22 protein-coding genes are annotated in these 19,281 nt (G+C 65.6%); 13 read left to right on the forward strand and 9 right to left on the reverse strand.

The window, feature by feature from the left end; translation table 11 throughout:
- Positions 1-127 precede the first annotated feature (127 nt).
- Entirely contained in the window at positions 128-493 is a 366-nt protein-coding gene (locus tag DBO85_RS07900) for a YkgJ family cysteine cluster protein (protein ID WP_108106720.1), read from the forward strand.
- 80 nt (positions 494-573) lie between these two features.
- Positions 574-1,137: a nitroreductase family protein gene (locus tag DBO85_RS07905; RefSeq protein WP_108106721.1), complete on the forward strand. Its 564-nt coding sequence runs from the start codon at positions 574-576 to the stop codon at positions 1,135-1,137.
- Between the two features lie 3 nt (positions 1,138-1,140).
- Here the strand turns inward: DBO85_RS07905 and DBO85_RS07910 are convergent, their stop codons facing one another.
- The 6 genes from DBO85_RS07910 to DBO85_RS07935 form a co-directional block, all read right to left on the reverse strand.
- Complete coding sequence (locus tag DBO85_RS07910; RefSeq protein ID WP_108106722.1) at positions 1,141-2,472, reverse strand: sensor histidine kinase; 1,332 nt, start codon at positions 2,470-2,472, stop codon at positions 1,141-1,143.
- A gap of 163 nt (positions 2,473-2,635) precedes the next feature.
- Positions 2,636-3,046 (reverse strand): periplasmic heavy metal sensor, encoded by a 411-nt coding sequence (locus DBO85_RS07915; RefSeq protein WP_108106723.1) that lies wholly within the window; start codon positions 3,044-3,046, stop codon positions 2,636-2,638.
- 104 nt (positions 3,047-3,150) lie between these two features.
- Positions 3,151-3,828: a response regulator transcription factor gene (locus DBO85_RS07920; protein WP_108106724.1), complete on the reverse strand. Its 678-nt coding sequence runs from the start codon at positions 3,826-3,828 to the stop codon at positions 3,151-3,153.
- Between the two features lie 4 nt (positions 3,829-3,832).
- Positions 3,833-4,222 carry a translation initiation factor 2 gene (locus tag DBO85_RS07925; RefSeq protein ID WP_108106725.1) on the reverse strand — a complete coding sequence of 130 codons (390 nt, stop codon included), beginning with the start codon at positions 4,220-4,222 and terminating at the stop codon, positions 3,833-3,835.
- Positions 4,223-4,244: 22 nt separating this feature from the next.
- Positions 4,245-4,544 (reverse strand): YciI family protein, encoded by a 300-nt coding sequence (locus DBO85_RS07930; protein WP_108106726.1) that lies wholly within the window; start codon positions 4,542-4,544, stop codon positions 4,245-4,247.
- Position 4,545: 1 nt separating this feature from the next.
- Positions 4,546-5,148: a septation protein A gene (locus DBO85_RS07935; protein ID WP_108106727.1), complete on the reverse strand. Its 603-nt coding sequence runs from the start codon at positions 5,146-5,148 to the stop codon at positions 4,546-4,548.
- A 121-nt stretch (positions 5,149-5,269) separates the two neighbouring features.
- Between DBO85_RS07935 and DBO85_RS07940 the strand changes: the two genes are divergently transcribed.
- From DBO85_RS07940 to rluB, 7 genes are all read left to right on the forward strand, one after another.
- On the forward strand, positions 5,270-6,121 hold the full coding sequence (locus DBO85_RS07940) for a PHP domain-containing protein (RefSeq protein ID WP_108106728.1): 852 nt from the start codon (positions 5,270-5,272) through the stop codon (positions 6,119-6,121).
- Positions 6,122-6,134: 13 nt separating this feature from the next.
- A complete protein-coding gene (locus DBO85_RS07945) occupies positions 6,135-6,758 on the forward strand; it encodes an L-threonylcarbamoyladenylate synthase (RefSeq protein WP_108106729.1) in 624 nt (207 codons plus the stop codon).
- A 69-nt stretch (positions 6,759-6,827) separates the two neighbouring features.
- Entirely contained in the window at positions 6,828-8,042 is a 1,215-nt protein-coding gene (locus tag DBO85_RS07950; RefSeq protein ID WP_108106730.1) for a tryptophan--tRNA ligase, read from the forward strand.
- Positions 8,043-8,163: 121 nt separating this feature from the next.
- Complete coding sequence (locus tag DBO85_RS07955) at positions 8,164-8,862, forward strand: segregation and condensation protein A (RefSeq protein WP_177429752.1); 699 nt, start codon at positions 8,164-8,166, stop codon at positions 8,860-8,862.
- A 13-nt stretch (positions 8,863-8,875) separates the two neighbouring features.
- Positions 8,876-9,640: an SMC-Scp complex subunit ScpB gene (gene scpB, locus DBO85_RS07960; protein ID WP_108106813.1), complete on the forward strand. Its 765-nt coding sequence runs from the start codon at positions 8,876-8,878 to the stop codon at positions 9,638-9,640.
- 10 nt (positions 9,641-9,650) lie between these two features.
- Complete coding sequence (locus DBO85_RS07965; protein WP_108106732.1) at positions 9,651-9,845, forward strand: DUF1289 domain-containing protein; 195 nt, start codon at positions 9,651-9,653, stop codon at positions 9,843-9,845.
- Positions 9,846-10,034: 189 nt separating this feature from the next.
- Positions 10,035-11,414, forward strand: a complete 1,380-nt coding sequence (gene rluB, locus DBO85_RS07970) for a 23S rRNA pseudouridine(2605) synthase RluB (RefSeq protein ID WP_108106733.1) — start codon at positions 10,035-10,037, stop codon at positions 11,412-11,414.
- Positions 11,415-11,831: 417 nt separating this feature from the next.
- On the opposite strand, the gene rapA is transcribed toward rluB, so the two are convergent.
- Positions 11,832-14,675 carry an RNA polymerase-associated protein RapA gene (rapA, locus tag DBO85_RS07975; protein ID WP_108106734.1) on the reverse strand — a complete coding sequence of 948 codons (2,844 nt, stop codon included), beginning with the start codon at positions 14,673-14,675 and terminating at the stop codon, positions 11,832-11,834.
- 209 nt (positions 14,676-14,884) lie between these two features.
- Between rapA and DBO85_RS07980 the strand changes: the two genes are divergently transcribed.
- The 3 genes from DBO85_RS07980 (at position 14,885) to ccoM (ending at position 15,720) form a co-directional block, all read left to right on the forward strand.
- Positions 14,885-15,181: an aspartate-semialdehyde dehydrogenase gene (locus DBO85_RS07980; RefSeq protein ID WP_108106735.1), complete on the forward strand. Its 297-nt coding sequence runs from the start codon at positions 14,885-14,887 to the stop codon at positions 15,179-15,181.
- A gap of 72 nt (positions 15,182-15,253) precedes the next feature.
- Positions 15,254-15,433: a hypothetical protein gene (locus DBO85_RS07985; protein ID WP_108106736.1), complete on the forward strand. Its 180-nt coding sequence runs from the start codon at positions 15,254-15,256 to the stop codon at positions 15,431-15,433.
- Between the two features lie 170 nt (positions 15,434-15,603).
- Positions 15,604-15,720 (forward strand): cytochrome c oxidase subunit CcoM, encoded by a 117-nt coding sequence (gene ccoM, locus DBO85_RS19580; RefSeq protein ID WP_325051548.1) that lies wholly within the window; start codon positions 15,604-15,606, stop codon positions 15,718-15,720.
- 239 nt (positions 15,721-15,959) lie between these two features.
- Here ccoM and DBO85_RS07990 read toward each other — a convergent pair whose 3' ends face one another.
- Positions 15,960-16,430, reverse strand: a complete 471-nt coding sequence (locus DBO85_RS07990) for a MaoC family dehydratase (RefSeq protein WP_108106737.1) — start codon at positions 16,428-16,430, stop codon at positions 15,960-15,962.
- Positions 16,427-17,386 (reverse strand): alpha/beta hydrolase, encoded by a 960-nt coding sequence (locus DBO85_RS07995; protein WP_108106738.1) that lies wholly within the window; start codon positions 17,384-17,386, stop codon positions 16,427-16,429. The genes DBO85_RS07990 and DBO85_RS07995 overlap by 4 nt, the downstream gene beginning before the upstream one ends.
- Positions 17,387-17,583: 197 nt before the next feature.
- On the opposite strand from DBO85_RS07995, the gene DBO85_RS08000 reads away from it, so the two are divergent.
- Positions 17,584-19,272, forward strand: coding sequence for a long-chain-fatty-acid--CoA ligase (locus DBO85_RS08000; RefSeq protein ID WP_108106739.1), 1,689 nt, complete (start codon positions 17,584-17,586; stop codon positions 19,270-19,272).
- Positions 19,273-19,281 lie beyond the last annotated feature (9 nt).

Consider the following 19,281-nt stretch of genomic DNA (forward strand, 5'->3'; position numbering starts at 1 on the left):
AGGGCGCATTCTACCCGCCTCGCCTGGCCTGTAAACCGCCATCGACGGGGCGCTTTACACGGGCTGCGCGCTGCATAGAATAGCCGCCCAGGTGCCGGCCCTTGCCGGTTTCTGAGTCCTTCCCAACATGTCTAATCCCTGTCTTGCGTGTGGCGCCTGCTGCGCGCACTTTCGTGTGTCCTTCTATTGGGGTGAATGCCGTTCCGGCGGCGGCTGCGTGCCCGATGAACAGGTGGTCCAGGTGGCGCCGAGCATGGTCGCCATGCGTGGAACCGAAAGTCGCCCGAGCCGCTGCGTGGCGCTGCTCGGAGAGGTGGGTGGTGGGGTGCGCTGCTCGCTGTACGAGCAGCGTTCCAGCACCTGTCGCGAGTTCGAGGCATCCTGGATCAACGGCGAGCACAATCCGGCCTGCGATGCCGCTCGGGCAGCCTACGGCCTGCCGCCGCTGACCCCGCCGCAGACGCCCGACCTCTCGCCGCCGCAGGTAGCCTGAATGGCGTCCGGATCGGGCGAGTGGACGAGCCGAAAGGATCAGGATGTGCTATTGAGCGTTCTTTTCTGCGGAGAACCCCGATGCAGGCCCTGGATGCCCTGTTGAATCGCGTATCGGTTGCGCGACTGACCGAACCTGCCCCGGATGCGGCGCAGCGTGAACTGATGTTGCGTGCGGCCTTGCGCGCGCCCGACCACGGCCAGTTGCGCCCGTGGCGCTTCATCGAGATCGAGGGGGCAGGGCTGCAGGCACTCGGTGAGCTGTTTGCCGACGCCCTGATGCGGCGTGACCCTGCTGTCGCGCAAGCGGCCCTGGACAAGGCGCGCAACATGCCGTTGCGCGCGCCGCTGTTGCTGGTCGTGGTGGCGTCGCCGCAGGCGCATCCCAAGGTGCCTCGCGACGAGCAGATCCAGTCGGCGGCCTGTGCGGCGCACGCCATTCTTCTCGCCGCCCATGCCCAGGGCGTCGGTGCGATCTGGAGAACCGGCGAGATGGCCAGTGATCGACATGTTGCCCAGTCGCTGGGGCTGAGCGCCGAGGAGTGCATTCTCGCCTTCCTCTACCTGGGAACCCCGCAAGGCCCGCTGCGCGTGCCGCAGGTGCTTGAGCCCCAGGCCTATCTCCGGCGCTGGACCGGACGCTGAGCGTCAGACGCCGGTTGCGACCTGCTCCAGCGGCAGCTCCAGGGTGGCGATGAAGCCGCCTTCGGGGTGGTTCGCCAAGAGCAAGCGGCCGCCATGGCGCTCCGCCGCCCGCCGGGCAATGGCCAGCCCAAGGCCATAGCCGGCGGCGCTCTGCCCGGGTGCGCGGAAGAACGGCTCACCCAGTCGCGCCAGCAGTTCCGGGGCAACGCCTGGACCGTGGTCACGCACGCTGAGCAACAGGTTGCCGTCCTGCTCGCGGGCGGCGATCTCGATCGGCATTCCCTGCGGGTTGAAGCGCAGCGCGTTGCGCAGCAGGTTGTCCAGTGCGCGTTCCAGCATGTCCGGCCAGCCCGCGGGCGCTCTGCGCGTTTCCAGCGCTGTGCCGAGCAGCTGCTCCGGTGCGGCGAGATGGGCGTTGCCGCGCACACTGTCGAGTAGTGCGACCAGGTCGATCGACTGCGCGCTACCCAGATCCGCATCCAGGCGCGCCAGGGCGAGAATTTCGCCGATCAGCGCGTCCAGCCGTTCGCACTCGCGGTTCAGGCGCGGCCAGAGCTTGTCGCGCTCTTCCTTCTCCGCGCGTTCGGCCAGCGCCAGAGCGACCTGCAAGCGTGCCAGTGGTGAGCGCAGCTCGTGGGAGACATCGCGCAGCAGCTGGCGCTGGCTGGAAATCAGGTCCTGCAGGCGCGCGCCCATGCGGTTGAAGTCGCGCGCCAAGGTGCCGAACTCGTCCTTGCGCGCCGCCAGGCGGTCGAGGCTGTGCTGCTGGTAACTGGTCTGGCCAAGGTCATGGACTGCGCCACGCAGACGATTCAGCGGGCGGGTGATGGAAAGCGTCAGCAGCAGGCTCAGCAGACCGATGACCACCAGGGCGATGGACAGTGCGCTGGCCGGCCAGAACAGACTGCCGCGGTGCCAGGCATCAAGCTCCGGGCGCGGAACGCGGTAGATGAACAGGTAGGTTTCGTTGCTGCCAGGGCTGGTGTATTCGCTGGTCAGGCGCCGCCAGGGCAGGCTGCGCTTGTTCGGCTGACGTGCCTCGTAGGCCGCCGCTCGCGCTGGAAAGGTGCTTTGCAGCAGCTGGCCGTTTTCACCCAGCACCTGCACGTCGATCCGATAGGCCCGGCGCAGTCGCTCGAGGCGGCTGTAGGAGGCGAGTTCACCCTTGGTTTCGCGCAGCTGCACCCATTCGCTGGCCAGATCCTTCAGACCCGGATGGCGGCTGATGATCCAGGTGTCCTGATTGAGGGCGTGACCGAGCAGCCAGGACAGGCCGGCGACCAGGGCGATGGCGAGCCAGAAGCTGGCGAAAACACGCCAGAAGAGTGAGCGCACGAATTACCTCCGGAGGTCGGGTGGCAAGCGGCCGGCTCGGCTGCTGTGGGCCGTCGGGAAACGCTGGAAAAGGCAGAAGGCGAGATCGACTTTTCCATGGACCACTCAACGCGCAAACCCGGCGCGCAAGTGCGGGCCGGGTTTGCCAGTGGCCAGGGAGCACTCAGTTGGTGCTGGTTTCCTTCTGCTTCTTCCATTCCAGGAACTCGGCACGTTCTGCGTGGCGAGCTTCCATCTTTTTCAGTTGTTCGTCGAAGGCCTTGCGCTGATCGGCGCTGAGCAGCTTGCGCAGTTCTTCGTGATGCCTGGCGCGGGAGTTGGTTACCTCGGCCTGCATGGCCTTGCGCTCGGCTTCGGGCAGTTTGTCCAGGTAGCGCTGGTGGATCTCGCGCTGGCCCTGGTGGTGCTCGCGCATCAGCTTGCTCATCTGCTGGCGTTGTTCCGTGCTCAGGTCCAGCTCCTTGAACATCGGCATGTTGTGTCGCTGGCCCTGGTGGTGGCCGTCCTGGGGCATGGCGAAGGCGGCGGCGGGGATGGCGGCGGCGAGCAGGGCGGCGATCAGAGTCTTGCGCATGGTGTATCTCCTGTTCCGTTGCCGGCGGGTTGCCGGATGTGGCCAGTCTAGGCAGGTCAGGGTCAGCGGCGGTCAGGCGAGGGTAAAGGCAGGGTAAAGCGCGATCAGGGGCTGTAGTAGTAGCCGCGGCCGCGCAGGGCAAGAATGCGTGGACGTCCGTCAGGGTGCGCGCCGAGTTTGCGCCGCAGGTTGCTCACGTGCATGTCCAGACTGCGGTCGTAGAGGGTTAGCTTGCGCCCCAGGGCGATCTGCGCCAGCGCCTGTTTGTCCAGCGGTTCGCCCGGCTGCGCCAGCAGTGCTTCGAGGATCTTGCCTTCGGAAAGGGTCAGCAGGCTCTCCTGCTCGCCGATGCTGACACTGCCGCGTGCCGGGCTGAAGCTGAGGTCGCCGAGCTGCAGCTGGCTGGGCGCGGCGAGCGGCTGGATACGCCGCAACACCGCGCGCAGGCGGGCGGTGAGCTCGCGCGGGTCGCAGGGCTTGGCCAGGTAGTCGTCGGCACCCAGCTCAAGGCCGAGGATACGATCCAGCGGTTCGCCACGGGCGGAGAGCATCAGTACCGGCAGTTCAGGGTGATCACTGCGCAACCGACGCAGCAGATCCAGGCCACTGCCGTCGGGCAGCATCACGTCGAGCACGACTGCCGCCGGGGTGATGCGCGCGAGCGCCCGCCGTGCGCTTTCGCCATCGTGGCAGACCTCGACCTCGAAGCCTTCCTGGGCCAGCCAGCGGCTGAGTAGTTCGCACAGCTCGCAGTCGTCGTCGATGATCAGCAGCTGGCTCATGGCTTCAGTTGAACCATTGCCGCTGGCTCTTGCGCCCGCCGCGTAGCAGAGCACCGAACAGCATGCCCAGCAGCGCGATGGCGCCGCCGATGGCGAACCACAGCTGCTTTTCGCTCAGCAGCGGTTGTGGCCCATCAGCCTGGGCTGCCTTGAGCTGGAGCTTGAGACGCTGGTTTTCCTGGCGCAGGCGCTGCACCTGCGCGCCGAGCCCGTTATCGACTGTCGCCTGAGCGGTTTCCAGCAACTCGCTGCGCGCCGCCTCGCTTTCAGCCAGACGTTGCTGCAGGGCGTCGATCTCCGCCTGCAGGTTGCGGGTTGCATCGTCCGGTTCGGCCTGCAGGCCGGGACAGATCAGCGTCATCACGAGGAGCAGGGACAGCGAAACCTTGCGCATGGAAACTCCTGTGGGCGCTGCGTCAGGGCAGCACTTTCTTGAAAGGTTTGACCTGCACGTCCGCATAGACCCCAGCGGCGCGGTAGGGGTCGGCGTCTGCCCAGCTCTGCGCCGCCTGCAGGGAGGCGAACTCGGCGACGATCAGGCTGCCGGAAAAGCCGGCCTCGCCAGGGTCGTTGCTGTCGATGGCCGGGTGCGGGCCGGCCAGCACCAGACGGCCTTCGTGCTTGAGTTGCTCCAGCCTGGCGAGGTGCGCCGGGCGAGCGTTGAGGCGGGCCGGCAGGGAACCGGGTACGTCGCTGGCGATGATCGCGTAGAGCATGTCAGTCCTTGGTCTTGTCCAGTGCGGGGTCGCTTTCGGCGTGCTGCATGTGGCGCGCGATGAACACGCCCTGGCCGATCATGAACAGCAGGGTCATGCCCAGGCTGCCGAAGACTTTGAAGTCCACCCAGATCTCGTGGAAGGTGAAGGCGACGAACAGGTTGGCCGCGCCACTGAACAGGAAGAACAGCACCCAGGCGATGTTCAGTCGGGTCCAGAGCGCCTGCGGCAGGCTGATCGCGTGACCCATGATGCGTTCGATCAGCGGCTTGTCGCCGATGAAGTGACTGGCGGCGAAGGCCGCGGCGAACAGCCAGTTGACCACCGGCGCCTTCCACTTGAGGAAGGTCTCGCTGTGGAAAGCGAGGGTCATGCCGCCGAACACCAGGCAGGCGATCAGGGTCAGCCACTGGCTCTTTTCCAGTTTGCGCTGCAGTACGAAAAGCACGCCGTAGACGATCACCGAGCTGATGATCAGTACCGCAGTGGCGCTGAAGATGCCGCCAAGGGTGTAGATCTGGCCGAGGATCTCCACCGCTCGCGGATCGAGTTTGTAGACGATGAAGAAAAGGATCAGCGGGATGAAGTCGATGAATTGTTTCACGAATGGCAGCCAGGCGCGGGATGAGGCGGCATAATAGCAAACCCGCCCCTCGGCGAAAGCGTGCGCTGCGCATCCTGGCGAGATTCCGCCCGCACCGATACAGAGCCCTGCGAGAAACCACGTGAAGATCGATCTGCATTGCCACAGCAGCGCATCCGACGGTGCCCTGGCGCCGGCCGAAGTCGTCGCCCGCGCCAAATCGCGTGGGGTGGAAGTGCTCGCACTGACCGATCACGACACGCTGGAAGGATTGCCCCAGGCGCGCGCCGCCGCCGCCGAGCAGGGTATCCGGCTGGTCGATGGCATAGAGATGTCCTGCCAGTGGGGTGGGGCGACCATCCATGTGCTGGGCTATGGCTTCGACGCAGATGCGCCTGCACTCGTGAATGCGATCGCTGCGCTGCACGACGGCCGCTGGCAGCGCGCGGAACTGATTTCCAAGCGTCTGGCTCTGAAGGGCATGCAGGGTGCGCTGGAGGGCGCGCGTGAAGTGCAGCGCGAACTGGGCGACAGCGGCAACGCGCCGGCGCGACCGCACTTCGCCGAATTCATGGTGCGCGCGGGATATGTCGGTGACCGCGCCGAAGCCTTCCGCAAGTGGCTGGGCAACGGCAAGCTGGGCGACGTCAAGCTGCACTGGCCGGAACTCGCCGATGCGCTGGCGACGCTGCGTGCTGCCGGCGCCTGGATCAGCCTGGCACATCCGCTGCAATACGACTTCACTCGTAGCAAGCGGCGCAAGCTGCTGGGTGCCTTCATTGCCGGCGGTGGACATTCCCTGGAAGTGGTGAATGGCATGCAGCCGGCCGAGCAGGTCGGCACTCTGGCGATCCTGGCGCGTGAGTTCGGCATGCTGGTCAGTGCCGGCAGTGACTTCCACGCACCGGGCGACTGGTCGGAGCTGGGCATGTACCGTCCGCTGCCGGAAGATCTTCCTCCTCTATGGGCGCGTTTTGCCGATGCGTCCGCCTGAACATGGAGCTCCCTTGAGCCAATTCTTCCAGATTCATCCGGACAATCCCCAGGCACGCCTGATCAAGCAGGCGGTGGAGATCATCCGTGCCGGTGGCGTGGTGGTCTATCCGACCGACTCTTCCTATGCGCTGGGCTGCCATATCGGCGACAAGAATGCGGTCGAACGTATTCGCCGGCTGCGCCAGCTCGACGACAAGCACAACTTCACCCTGGTCTGTCGTGACCTGTCCCAGCTAGGGCTGTTCGCCAAGGTCGACACCGCGGCTTTTCGCTTGCTCAAGACGCATACCCCCGGCCCCTACACCTTCATTCTGCCGGCCACACGCGAGGTGCCACGCATGCTGCTGCATGCCAAGCGTCGCACCATCGGCCTGCGCGTTCCCGGCCAGCCGATTGCCCAGGCGCTGCTGGAGGAGCTCGGCGAGCCGCTGATGAGCGTCAGCCTGATCCTGCCGGGCAATACCGAGCCACTGGTCGACCCCTACGAGATGCGCCAGGCGCTGGAACACCATGTCGACCTGATCATCGATGGCGGCTTCGGTGGCCAGGAGCCCTCCACGGTGGTCAGCCTGGTGGATGATCAGCCGGAAGTGCTGCGTGTCGGTTGCGGCGATCCTGAACCCTTTGGCGGCTAGCGGTCTGGTAGTCAGGCGTGTGCCTGCGGCTATAATCCCGCCCTTGTCCGTTCACCGAAGGAATACCTTTTGAGTCTCGTCGATCCGCAGCGCCGAATCCTGTCCGGCATGCGTCCCAGCGGGCGCCTGCACCTGGGTCACTACCAGGGCGTGCTGAAGAACTGGGTCCGCCTGCAGCATGAGTACGAGTGTTTCTTCTGTATCGTCGACTGGCACGCGCTGACCACCGACTATGACGAGGTCGGGCAGATTGCCGGGCATGTCATGGACGTTGCGGTCGACTGGCTGGCGGCGGGCGTCAGCCCCAGCTCCGCCACCCTGTTCGTGCAGTCGCAGGTTCCCGAGCACGCCGAGTTGCATCTGCTGCTGTCGATGATCACGCCACTCTCCTGGCTGGAGCGGGTGCCTTCGTTCAAGGAACAGAAGGAGAGCCTGGCGCACAAGGATCTGGACACCTTCGGCTTTCTTGGCTACCCGCTGCTGCAGGCAGCCGACATCCTGCTCTACCGTGCCGGCTGGGTGCCGGTTGGTTCCGATCAGCTGCCACACGTGGAATTCGCCCGCGACGTGGCGCGCCGCTTCAACCACCTGTATGGCCGCGAGCCGGGCTTCGAAGAGAAGGCCGAGGCGGCGATCCTCAAGCTCGGTCGCAAGGGCGCCAAGCTCTACAGCAGCCTGCGCAAGAGCTTCCAGGAGCAGGGTGACGTCGAGGCGCTGGAGACCGCCCGGGCCTTTCTGCGTGAACAGCAGAGCATCACCCTGGGCGACCGCGAGCGGTTGTTCGGCTATCTCGAGGGCGCCGGCAAGCTGATCCTGCCCGAGCCCCAGGCCATGCTTGGCAGCGCGCCGCGGATGCCCGGCCTGGACGGCGGCAAGATGTCCAAGTCGAACGACAATGCGATCTTCCTGCGCGACACCCCTGACGAGATTGGCGACAAGCTGCGACGCATGCCCACCGATCCGGCTCGTGTGCATCGCAACGATCCCGGCGAGCCACAGCGCTGTCCGGTCTGGCAGCTGCACGAGCAGTACTCCGATGAGAACACCCGTGACTGGGTGCAGCAGGGCTGCCGCAGCGCCGGCATCGGTTGCCTGGAATGCAAGGCGCCGCTGACCGAGGCGATCTGCCAGGAGTTGGCGCCGCTGCAGGCACGTGCCGCCGAGTACGAGGCCAGCCCCGAGCTGGTCCGCAGCATCCTCGCCGAAGGCGCCGAGAAGGCGCGCGACGAAGCCCGCGACACCCTGGTCGAGGTGCGCCAGGCGCTGGGTCTGGTGTACCGGTGATGACCCGGTGAGCGAGCAGCAGGAGAGCGCCGCCCCCGAGCAGCACGAGCTGCCGTTTGCGCTGGTGTACGGCCAGGCGGTCACCGAGCTGCCGCTCGATCTGTACATTCCGCCGGATGCGCTGGAAGTCTTTCTCGAGGCCTTCGAGGGGCCACTGGACCTGCTGCTCTACCTGATCCGCAAGCAGAACATCGATGTGCTCGACATACCGGTCGCCGAGATCACCCACCAGTACATGGGCTATGTCGAGCTGATGCAGTCGGTGCGCCTGGAGCTGGCTGCCGAATACCTGGTGATGGCCGCCATGCTGGCCGAGATCAAGTCGCGCATGCTGCTGCCGCGATCCAGCGAGGCCACCGAGGAAGAAGAGGATCCACGTGCCGAGCTGATCCGCCGCCTGCAGGAGTACGAGCGCTACAAGGCCGCGGCCGAGGGCATCGATGCGCTGCCGCGGGTCGGTCGCGACATCAGTGTGCCGCGCCTGGACGCCCCCGATGCCCGCGCCCGTCGGCTACTGCCGGACGTCAGTCTGGAAGAGGTGCTGCTGGCGATGGCCGAGGTGCTGCGTCGCGCCGACATGTTCGAGAGCCATCAGATCACCCGCGAGGCGCTGTCCACCCGTGAGCGCATGAGCGAGGTGCTGGAGCGCCTGAAGGGTGGCGCTTTCGTGCCCTTCGTCGAGCTGTTTGCCGCCAGCGAAGGGCGCCTCGGCGTGGTGGTGACGTTCATGGCGGTGCTGGAGCTGATCAAGGAGTCGCTGGTCGAGCTGGTGCAGAACGAGGCCTTCGGCGCCATCCATGTCCGGGCGCGTGGCGAATGAGGAAGTCGAAACGATGAATCTGTCCGACCCGCGCGAGTTGTCCGCGTTGCTCGAAGCCTTGCTGCTGGCGCACGGCAAGCCGCTGTCGCTGGAAAAGCTGCAGGAGCTGTTCGAGGAGGCCGAGCGGCCGGAGCCTGCAGTTTTTCGCCAGGCGCTGGAGCTGCTGGCGGCGTCCTGCGAGGGCCGTGCGTTCGAGTTGCGCGAGGTCGGCAGCGGCTACCGGCTGCAGGTGCGCGAGCGTTTCTCGCCCTGGGTCGGTCGACTCTGGGAGGAACGCCCGCAACGCTACTCCCGCGCCATGCTGGAAACGCTCGCGTTGATCGCCTATCGCCAGCCGATCACCCGTGGCGAGATCGAGGATGTGCGCGGCGTCGCGGTCAACAGTCACATCGTCAAGACCTTGCTGGAGCGCGAATGGATTCGCGTGGTCGGTTATCGCGATGTGCCGGGCAAGCCGGCGATGTTCGCCACCACCCGGGCGTTTCTCGATCACTTCGATCTGAAGAGTCTCGAGGACCTGCCGCCGCTGGCCGCGCTGCGCGAGCTGGAGCCGGAGCCGGTGCTGGCCTTCGAGGATGCGCAGGTTCCGGACGGGCTGCAGGCGCGGGCCGATCTTGCCGCAGCCGAGCAGGGCGACGCCGAGCCGGCGGAAGAGACCAGCTTCCGCAGCCTGCTCGCCGAACTGGATCAGATGGAGGAAGGTCTGAAGATTGACTTCGATGATCTTGCACGCGAGGACTCCGAGCCTTCGCTGCCCGACGAGCCGGATGAGCGTTGAGCGGCCCGTCATGAAGGAAGTGCAAAGTCCGTGCATTGACGTCTGCAAGTTCGAGAACGAGCTCTGCCTGGGCTGTGGTCGCAGCAAGGCGCAGATTCGCGCCTGGAAGACCCTGGACAACCCGGCGCGCCGGGCTGTGCTGGCTGAGGCCGACATGAACCTGATCGTGCTGGCCGCCCAGGGGCTGCGCCGTTACAGCAGGTGAGTGCGGCGCCGCAGCGCCGGGCGGCGGAGCGTGGCAAATGCGCGCTTAATCGCCGCCAAGCGCGTATGATTCGCGGCCCTGTTGTTTGCCTGCTTGACTGAGCAGGCGCCGTTCAGCAACGAATTTCTGCCCGCGACGCCCGTCGCAGGCCATCCGCAACACCCTTTGTCTCACCGGGAGGTGCCCAGCATGAGCGATACCGAATTCAGCCCCGCCGGGGAAAAACTGCAGAAGGTCCTGGCCCGCATCGGCCTGGCCTCGCGTCGCGATCTGGAAACCTGGATCAGCGAAGGCCGGGTCAAGGTCAATGGCGTGGTCGCCACCCTTGGCCAGCGCGTCGACAGTCATGACGCCATTTCGGTCGATGGCCGCCTGATCGCCCGCGAGGAAGTGGCCGCCAACGTGCGCCGCGTGCTGATCTACAACAAGCCCGACGGCGAGATCTGCACCCGCGACGATCCGGAAGGCCGGCCGACGGTGTTCGACCGCCTGCCGAAGGCCAAGGAAGGACGCTGGATCAACATCGGCCGCCTCGACATCAACACCACCGGCCTGCTGATGTTCACCACCGACGGCGAGCTGGCCAACCGCCTGATGCACCCCTCCTACCAGATGGATCGCGAGTACGCGGTGCGGGTACGTGGCGAAGTCACCGAAGAGATGATCGAGCTGCTCAAGACCGGCGTCATGCTCGAGGACGGTCCGGCCAAGTTCACCGACATCAAGGAAGCGCCGGGCGGCGAAGGCTTCAACCACTGGTACCACTGCGTGGTGATGGAAGGCCGCAATCGCGAGGTGCGCCGCCTCTGGGAATCCCAGGGGCTGGTGGTCAGCCGCCTGAAGCGCGTGCGCTTCGGTCCGGTATTCCTCACCTCTGACCTGACCATGGGCCGCTGGCGTGAAATGAGCCAGTACGAGGTCGACATCCTCGCTGCCGAGGTCGGCCTCAAGTCGATTTCCCTGCCGGCGATGAAGGGCAAGGAGCGCGAGAAACTCGAGCGCCAGCAGCGCAAACTGGTCAAGCCGATCGGCCGCGCCGGCCGGGGCGAGCGCTCGACCACCGAGAGTCGCGCCGAGCGCCCGACGCGGGTCAAGCGCGAGGATTCCGCCGCACGTCCGGCACGTTCGCGCCCGGCCGAGGGTGGCCGCAGTGGCTCCGACGAGCGTCCACGTCCGGGCAAGCCGGCCGCGCGTGAAACCGGTCGCAGTGCACCGGCTGGTCGTCCGGCGCGGGTGCTGCGCCCGCCGCTCGACGAAGCCGGCGGCAATTCCGAGCGTCCCGCTCGCGCGCCGCGCCGCGACGATGACCGTCCGGCCAAGCCGCGCAAGCCGGCAGAGCGCAGTTCAGGCTCGAAGCCGGGTAGCCAGTCGGGTCCCAAGCGCAGTCCGAAGGGCAGCGAGGTAGCGGATCGTCCGCGCGACCAGAACAAGAAGCGTCCGGCACCCAAGCGTGACGAGAGCGCCAGCGACAGCGCGCGCCCTGCGCGCAAACCGGCTGCCGCGCCGGCTAAGCGCCGCAGCATCCCGGCCAGCGAAGGCCAGCGCCCGGGCTTCGGCCGCAAGCGCTGACGGATCGCCACTGCGCCGAAACCTTCACACTTCCTCCGGCCTTTCCCTCTCCATCGGGAGAGGGTGCCGAAGGCGGGTGAGGGGAGTTTCAGGAGACTCGCGGTTCGTTCTGGGACAGCGCACGCTAGGCACCCTGCAGCGACACTCCTCCCTCAACCGGCGCTGCGCGCCACCTTCTCCCGGAGGGAGAAGGACAGCTGTGGGGCGATGGCGCGGGGTGGGCTAATAGAGCCTCGATTGTGCACGGCTTTTCCCTCTCCATCAGGAGAGGGTGCCGAAGGCGGGTGAGGGATGCATCAGGCGACTCGTTGCCTGTTCCGGAGCAGGTCCCGCCGAGCCCCCTGCAGCACTAACCCTCCCTCATCCGGCGCTGCGCGCCACCTTCTCCCGGAGGGAGAAGAAAAGCGCGGCAGGCTCTTAGCCCGCAACCAGTACTCGGATCGCTTCCAGACGCATGGCTGCCTTGTCGAGCATCGCCAGGCCGTCCTCGCGTAGCTTGCGCAGCGCCTCGATCTCGCTGTCGCGCACGCTCGGGTTGACCTTGCGCAGGGCGATCAGACGCGCCAGTTCCTCGTCCAGTTCCGCCTGCAGTTTCAGCTTGCCCTGGGTAACGCGCTCGGCGTGACGCGGGGCCATCAGCGTCTCGGCCTTGGCCAGCTGCTGGCTCAAGGCATCGCGCTGGGCCTGGACGAACTTGTTGGCGCTGCCGCGCGGCACGCTTTCCAGTTGCGCATCGAGGGTATCGAAGGCGACTTTCGAGGCCAGGTCGTTGCCGTTGCCATCGAGCAGGCAGCGCAGCGCCAGTGGCGGCAGGAAGCGCCCCAGCTGCAGCGCGCGTGGCGCTACCGCCTCACTGACGTAGAGCAGCTCGAGCAGCACGGTGCCGGGCTTGAGCGCCTTGTTCTTGATCAGCGCCACCGCGGTGTTGCCCATCGAACCGGACAGCACCAGGTCCATGCCGCCCTGCACCATGGGGTGCTCCCAGGTGAGGAACTGCATGTCCTCGCGGGCCAGCGCCTGGTTGCGGTCGTAGGTGACGGTCACTGCCTCGTCGTCGCCCAGCGGGAAGCTGGCGTCGAGCATCTTCTCGCTCGGGCGCAGGATCAGGGCGTTCTCGGAGTGATCCTCGCTGTCGATGCCGAAGGCGTCGAACAGCTGCTCCATGTAGATCGGCAGGGCGAATTCGTCGTCCTGCTCGAGGATCGCCTCGACCAGCCGCTCGCCCTCGCCAGCGCCGCCGGAGTTGAGTTCCAGCAGGCGATCGCGGCCGGCATGCAGCTCGGCCTCCAGTCGCTCCCGCTCGGCGCGGCCCTCTTCGAGCAGCTGTTGCCAGAGCTTGTCGTCGTCGCCTTCCAGCAGTGTCAGCAGGCGCGGGCCGAACTGGTGCTGCAGGGCGTTGCCGGTGGGACAGGTGTTGAGGAAGGCGTTCAGTGCCTGGTGGTACCAGTGGAACAGGCGCGCCTGCGGGCTGTTCTCCAGGTAGGGCACGTGCAGCTGGATGCGGTGCTTCTGGCCGATCCGGTCGAGACGGCCGATACGCTGCTCGAGCAGGTCCGGGTGCGCCGGCAGGTCGAACAGCACCAGATGATGGGCGAACTGGAAGTTGCGGCCCTCCGAGCCGATTTCCGAGCAGATCAGCACCTGGGCGCCGAATTCCTCGTCAGCAAAGTAGGCGGCGGCGCGGTCGCGCTCGAGAATGCTCATGCCCTCGTGGAACACGGTGGCGGGGATGCCGGAACGTACGCGCAGGGCGTCTTCCAGATCCAGGGCGGTCTCGGCGTGGGCGCAGATCACCAGTACCTTGAATTTCTTCAGCATTTTCAGGGTGTCGATCAGCCACTCGACCCGCGGATCGAAGCGCCACCAGGCTTCTTCAGCAGCGCCGGCCTCGGCCTGGAAGCTCACCTCAGGATAGAGATCAGCGTGCTCGCCCACCGGCAGTTCGGCGTACTGCACAGGATTTTCCAGTGCGTAGGCATGCAGTTCGCGCTCGGGGAAGCCGCGCACGGCCGCGCGGGTGTTGCGCAACAGCACCCGGCCGGTGCCGTGGCGGTCGAGCAGTTCGCGAATCAGCCGTGCCGAGGCCTGGGTGTCGCCATCGCTGACCGCGGCCAGCAGCGCCTCGCCTTCGGCACCGAGAAAGCCGCCGATGGTGGCGTGGGCTTCAGGCGACAGTCGACCTTCGTCGAGCAGCTCTTGCACCGCTTCGGCGACCGGCTTGTAGTGGGCACTTTCCGCACGGAAGGCTTCCAGGTCGTGGAAACGGCTCGGGTCGAGCAGACGCAGGCGGGCGAAGTGGCTTTCCTGGCCCAGCTGTTCCGGCGTGGCGGTGAGCAGCAGCACGCCCGGAATGACCTCGGCGAGTTGCTCGATCAGACGGTACTCGGCGCTGGCCTGTTGTGGATGCCAGACCAGATGGTGCGCTTCATCCACCACCAGCATGTCCCAGCCAGCGGCGAACAGCGCATCCTGGGCGCGTTCGTCCTCCACCAGCCACTCCAGCGCGACCAGCGCCAGCTGGGTGTCCTCGAACGGGTTGCCGGCATCGCTCTCGGCAAAGCGCTCGAAGTCGTAGAGCGCGACCTGCAGATTGAAGCGCCGACGCATCTCCACCAGCCACTGGTGCTGCAGGTTCTCCGGCACCACGATCAGCACCCGCGAGGCGCGTCCGGTCAGCAACTGGCGATGGATCACCAGGCCGGCCTCGATGGTCTTGCCGAGGCCGACTTCATCGGCCAGCAGTACCCGCGGGGCAATCCGGTCGGCGACTTCACGGGCAATGTGCAGCTGGTGCGGAATCGGTTGCGCGCGGGCGCCACCCAGGCCCCAGAGACTCGACTGGACCTGCCGGCTGCGGTGCCGCAGGCTGTGGTAGCGCAGGCTGAACCAGCCCAGCGGATCGATCTGACCGGCGAACAGGCGGTCACTGGCCAGGCGGAACTGGATGAAGTTGGACAGCTGGGTTTCCGGCAGGATGCAATGCTGGTTCTGCTCGTCGAGACCTTCATAGACCAGCAGGCCATCGACGTCCTGGACTGCCTGTACGGTCAGCTTCCAGCCTTCGAAGTGGGTGATCTCGTCGCCGGGGGCGAAGCGCACCCGGGTCAGGGGTGCATTGCGCAGGGCGTACTGGCGGGTCTCGCCGCTGGCCGGGTAGAGCACCGTCAGCAGGCGTCCGTCCTGAGCCAGGATGGTGCCCAGGCCCAGTTCCGCCTCGCTGTCGCTGATCCAGCGTTGTCCCGGTTGATACTGCTGCGCCATGCCTGTCTCCCGTGAAAAAGCCGGCTATGGTAGCCGAACGCCGGGATTGCCGCGACGCTCGCGGTTATTTATGAATAGCGTCACGAAGTGTAGCCTCGTCATTCAAGTGTCAGGTCGGCCCGCCGACAGTGCAGTCAGGGCCTGTGCCGTCGTCGCGCGACGCAGGCGGATTCCATCAACACGTGCAGGCCGCCAGGAGGCGTCAGTCCATGTTGCCGCCGATTCCCCAGGGTGTACTTCCGGTCACCGTCCAGCAGGACGTGGTCAAGCCGCGCCCGGACATCCCTCCGGTCACACCGGTACAGGAAAGCGCCAACGAAAGCGCTGTGAGCCTGGACAAGCGTCACCCGCAGGAAGCCGAGGAACTGCTGCGCGAGGAACAGCGACGGCGTCAGCGCCGCGGCTACTCCGCGGAGGAGCTGGCAGAAGGGGAAGTCGAGGAGGCCGACCAGGCTCGAATCGACGAGCTGCCGCGCCAGGGGCTGTGGATCGACGTCGAGGTCTGAACGCAGGGCTGGTCAGGCGCGCTTGCGCACCGCATCATCTGCCTATCCCCTTTTTCCGTCCGGCGAAGCGGCATGAGCGACGACAGCAAAGACAACCTGATCGATTTCGGCAGCGAGCGCGGCAAGCGCATCCATGAATTGCACGACAAGCGCCTGGATGAAATGCGCAAGGCATTCGAGCAGGCGCTGCCCCTGCCCAGGAGCAAGTCCGCCAAAGTGGCCAAGTCCGGCAAGAAGCCGAAAAAGCGCTGAAGCCTGCGACTTCCCGCCGCGTCGCCTGTACCCATTCCTTGACCCAGATCAGCATCCCGATCCCCTGCCAGCAGGGGATCGGCGCCTATTGACCCGGATCAATTTTTCCCTGCCTGCCTGCCGTTAACGTGGAGCCATCACTCAAGAGCAGCAGATGCAGGAGGCTCTCCATGTTTTTAGATGAAGTCGTCATCTCCGGGATATTGATCGTCGGATTGTGCGTAGCCTTCTGCGGTGGTTTTGCCTATTTCATCTGGAAGGATGCACACAAGAAGCCCAAGGGCTGATCCTTCCGGCAACAGAGCACGCAAGGCAATTTGGGCGACCCTGGGTCGCCCTTTTTTTGTCTGCGATTTGTGTGGCGGGGCGGGGCGGCGCGGGAGTCGGGTTGCCGGGGTTGCGATGATCCCAGGCTTCTCGTGGACATCGTCCTCCCGGGACGCTCCGGGCTCCGCAGACGCAGAGCGTCTGCAACGGCGTTGCCACGCAGAGCGTGGGAGCGATCAGTGCAAGCGTTTTCGGCGGGTCAGTTGATGCTCACCTGCGGCAGGGCCGGCATCTCCACGGTCTGGGCGCTGCGCGGTGCGAGCACCTCGGCTTCGCCGTCGACCACCTGCTCGCCGTTCTGGTTGAACACGCGGGTGGCCAGGCGCACGCGGAACTTGGGCAGCTTCTCCAGTACTTCCAGCTCCACCCTGAGGGTGTCGCCAAGCTTGACCGGACGGCTGAACTTCAGGCTCTGGCCCAGATAGATGGTACCTGGCCCGGGCAGTTCGCAGGCGATCGCCGCGCTGATCAGTGCGCCGCTGAACATGCCGTGGGCGATGCGTTCCTTGAACAGCGTGCCGGCGGCGAAGTCCGCATCCAGGTGGACCGGGTTGCAGTCGCCGGAGACGGCGGCGAACAGTTGGACGTCGCGCTCCTCGACCTGACGTTCGAAGCGGGCCTGCTGACCGACCTGCAGTGATTCGTAGGGTTTGTTGCTGACCTGGCTCATTCGGTTTCCTTGTGTTCCTGAGGGCATTGGTGCTGATGCGCCAGCACCTGCTGCAGCCATTGCAGCAGGTCGCTGACGACCTGGTCGCGGTTGGTTTCGTTGAGCAGCTCGTGACGCGCATCGGGATAGATGCGCAGCTCGACCTGGGCCAGGCCGGCCTTGCGCAGGGCGGCGGCGAGATCCTCAAGACGCTTGCCCTGGCTCACCGGGTCACGCGCGCCGCCGATGATCAGCAGCGGCAACTGATGGTCGATCTGCGCCAGGCTTTCCAGCTCGCTGATCTGTTGCAGGCCGCCGAGCAGATCGAGCCAGAGCTGGTTGCTGCAGCGAAAGCCGCACAGCGGGTCGGCGATGTAACGATCAACTTCGGCCGGATCGCGGCTGAGCCAGTCGAACTTCGTCCGTAGCGGTTTGAAGGCGCGGTTGAACGAGCCGAACGACAGGCGTTCGATCAGCGCGCTGCGCCCGCGCGAGCCCTGGCGCCAACGTTCGAAACGGGCGATCAGCTCGGCGCTGCGATACAGCGCCACCGGCTGGTAATTGGAGCCGCTGAGCACCGCCGCCTGCAGGCTGCAGCTGTGTTGCATCAGATAGCTCTGGGCGATGTAGCTGCCCATGCTGTGGGCGAACAGGATGATCGGCAGCCCTGGATGCTGCTGGCGCATGTGGTGGTTGAGCGTGGCCAGATCGCGCACCACCTTGCTCCAACCCTCGCTGTCGGCGTAGTGGCCGAGCTGTTCGGGTTCGGCACTCAGGCCGTGGCCGCGCTGGTCATGCGCATAGACTTCGTAGCCTGCAGTCACCAGGGCTTGGGCAAAGCGCGCATAGCGGCCGCTGTGCTCGGCCAGGCCGTGGGCGATCATCACCAGTGCTCGCGGGGGCTCTGCGGCACGCCAGTGGTTGACGTGCAGGCTGCAGCCATCGTCGGCGGTGAGACGGAAAGCGTCGTGCAGCATGGCGGCTCCGGGGCAGCGAGAGGTGCGCGCATTGTAGGGCGTTGTCAGGTTTTTTACCCGCCGACGCATGGCAGAAAACTTGAGTAAAGATTCACGAGGTAAATGACAGGGCGACAGCTATTTGCGTCGCGCGATAGAGCTGCTAAGTTCCGGCAATCCCTTTTTCGGGGCCGGTACCCATCAGGAGACAACAACAAATGCAACCTGAGTTCTGGAGTGACAAACGACCCGCTGGCGTAGCCAACGACATCGACATGAGCGAATACCGCTCGATCAGCGAAGTCTTCGAGCGTTCCTGCAAGAACCATGCGGACCGTCCCGCGTTCAGCAACATGGGCGCGACGCTGACCTACGCCGATGTGGATCGTCACTCCGCAGCCTTCGCCGCCTACCTGCAGCAGCACACCAACCTGCAGCCGGGTGACCGCATCGCGGTGCAGATGCCCAACATCCTGCAGTACCCGATCGCGGTGTTCGGCGCCATGCGTGCCGGGCTGATAGTGGTCAACACCAACCCGATGTACACCGTCCGCGAGATGCGCCACCAGTTCAAGGACTCCGGGGCCAAGGCGCTGGTCTATCTCAATGTATTCGGCCACATGGTCCAGGAAGCGCTGCCGGAAACCGGCATCGAGTACCTGTTCGAGGCGCGCATGGGCGACATGCTGCCGGGCCTCAAGGGCAAGCTGGTCAACTTCGCCGTCAAGCACGTGAAGAAGATGGTGCCGTCCTACAACCTGCCGCAGGCAGTGGCGTTCAAGGATGCGCTGAAGAAGTGCAAGGGCCATGCACTCAAGCCGGTGGAGGCGAATCACGACAGCATCGCCGTGCTGCAGTACACCGGCGGCACCACCGGCGTGGCCAAGGGTGCGATGCTGACCCACGGCAATCTGATCGCCAACATGCTGCAGGTGCGCGCCAACATGGCCCAGCAGGATGAGAACGGCCAGCCCTATCATCAGGAAGGCCGCGAGATACTGATCGCGCCGCTGCCGCTGTACCACATCTATGCCTTCACCGTTAACTGCATGTGCATGATGGTCGGCGGCAACCACAACGTGCTGATCACCAATCCGCGCGACATTTCCGGTTTCGTCAAGGAACTGCAGAAGTGGAAGTTCACCGGTCTGCTGGGTCTGAACACCCTGTTCGTCGCCCTGATGGAGCACCCGGACTTCGACAAGATCGATTTCTCCCACCTGAAGATGACCAACTCCGGCGGCACCGCGCTGGTCAAGTCGATCGCCGATCGCTGGCAGGGCATCACCGGTTGCAACGTTGCCGAAGGCTACGGCCTGACCGAAACCAGCCCGGTGGCCTGTGCCAACCTGCGTGGTGAGTACGGTCGCCTCGGCACCGTCGGCATGCCGGTACCGGGCACCACCCTGAAGGTGATCAACGACGAGGGCGAGGAACTGGCCCTCGGTGAGCGCGGCGAGCTGTGCATCAAGGGCCCGCAGGTGATGAAGGGCTACTGGCAGCGCGAGGAGGCGACCGCCGAGGTACTCGATGCCGAAGGCTGGTTCAAGACCGGCGACATCGCGGTGATCAGCGAGGACGGCTTCGTCAGCATCGTCGACCGCAAGAAGGACATGGTCATCGTCTCCGGCTTCAACGTCTATCCCAACGAGATCGAGGATGTGGTCATGACCCATCCCAAGGTCAGCGCCTGCGCGGTGATCGGCGTGCCGGACGAGCGTTCCGGCGAGGCAGTGAAACTGTTCGTGGTGCCGCGTGACGCCAGCCTGACGGTCGATGAGCTGAAGGCCTTCTGCCGGGAGAATTTCACCGGCTACAAGGTGCCCAAGCACATCGTGCTGAAGGAATCGCTGCCGATGTCGCCGGTAGGCAAGATCCTTCGCCGCGAGCTGCGCGACGTGGCCTGAACGCCGTCA

Origin of the sequence: Pseudomonas mangrovi (assembly GCF_003052585.1) — a bacterium.
GTDB classification, from domain to species: domain Bacteria; phylum Pseudomonadota; class Gammaproteobacteria; order Pseudomonadales; family Pseudomonadaceae; genus Aquipseudomonas; species Aquipseudomonas mangrovi.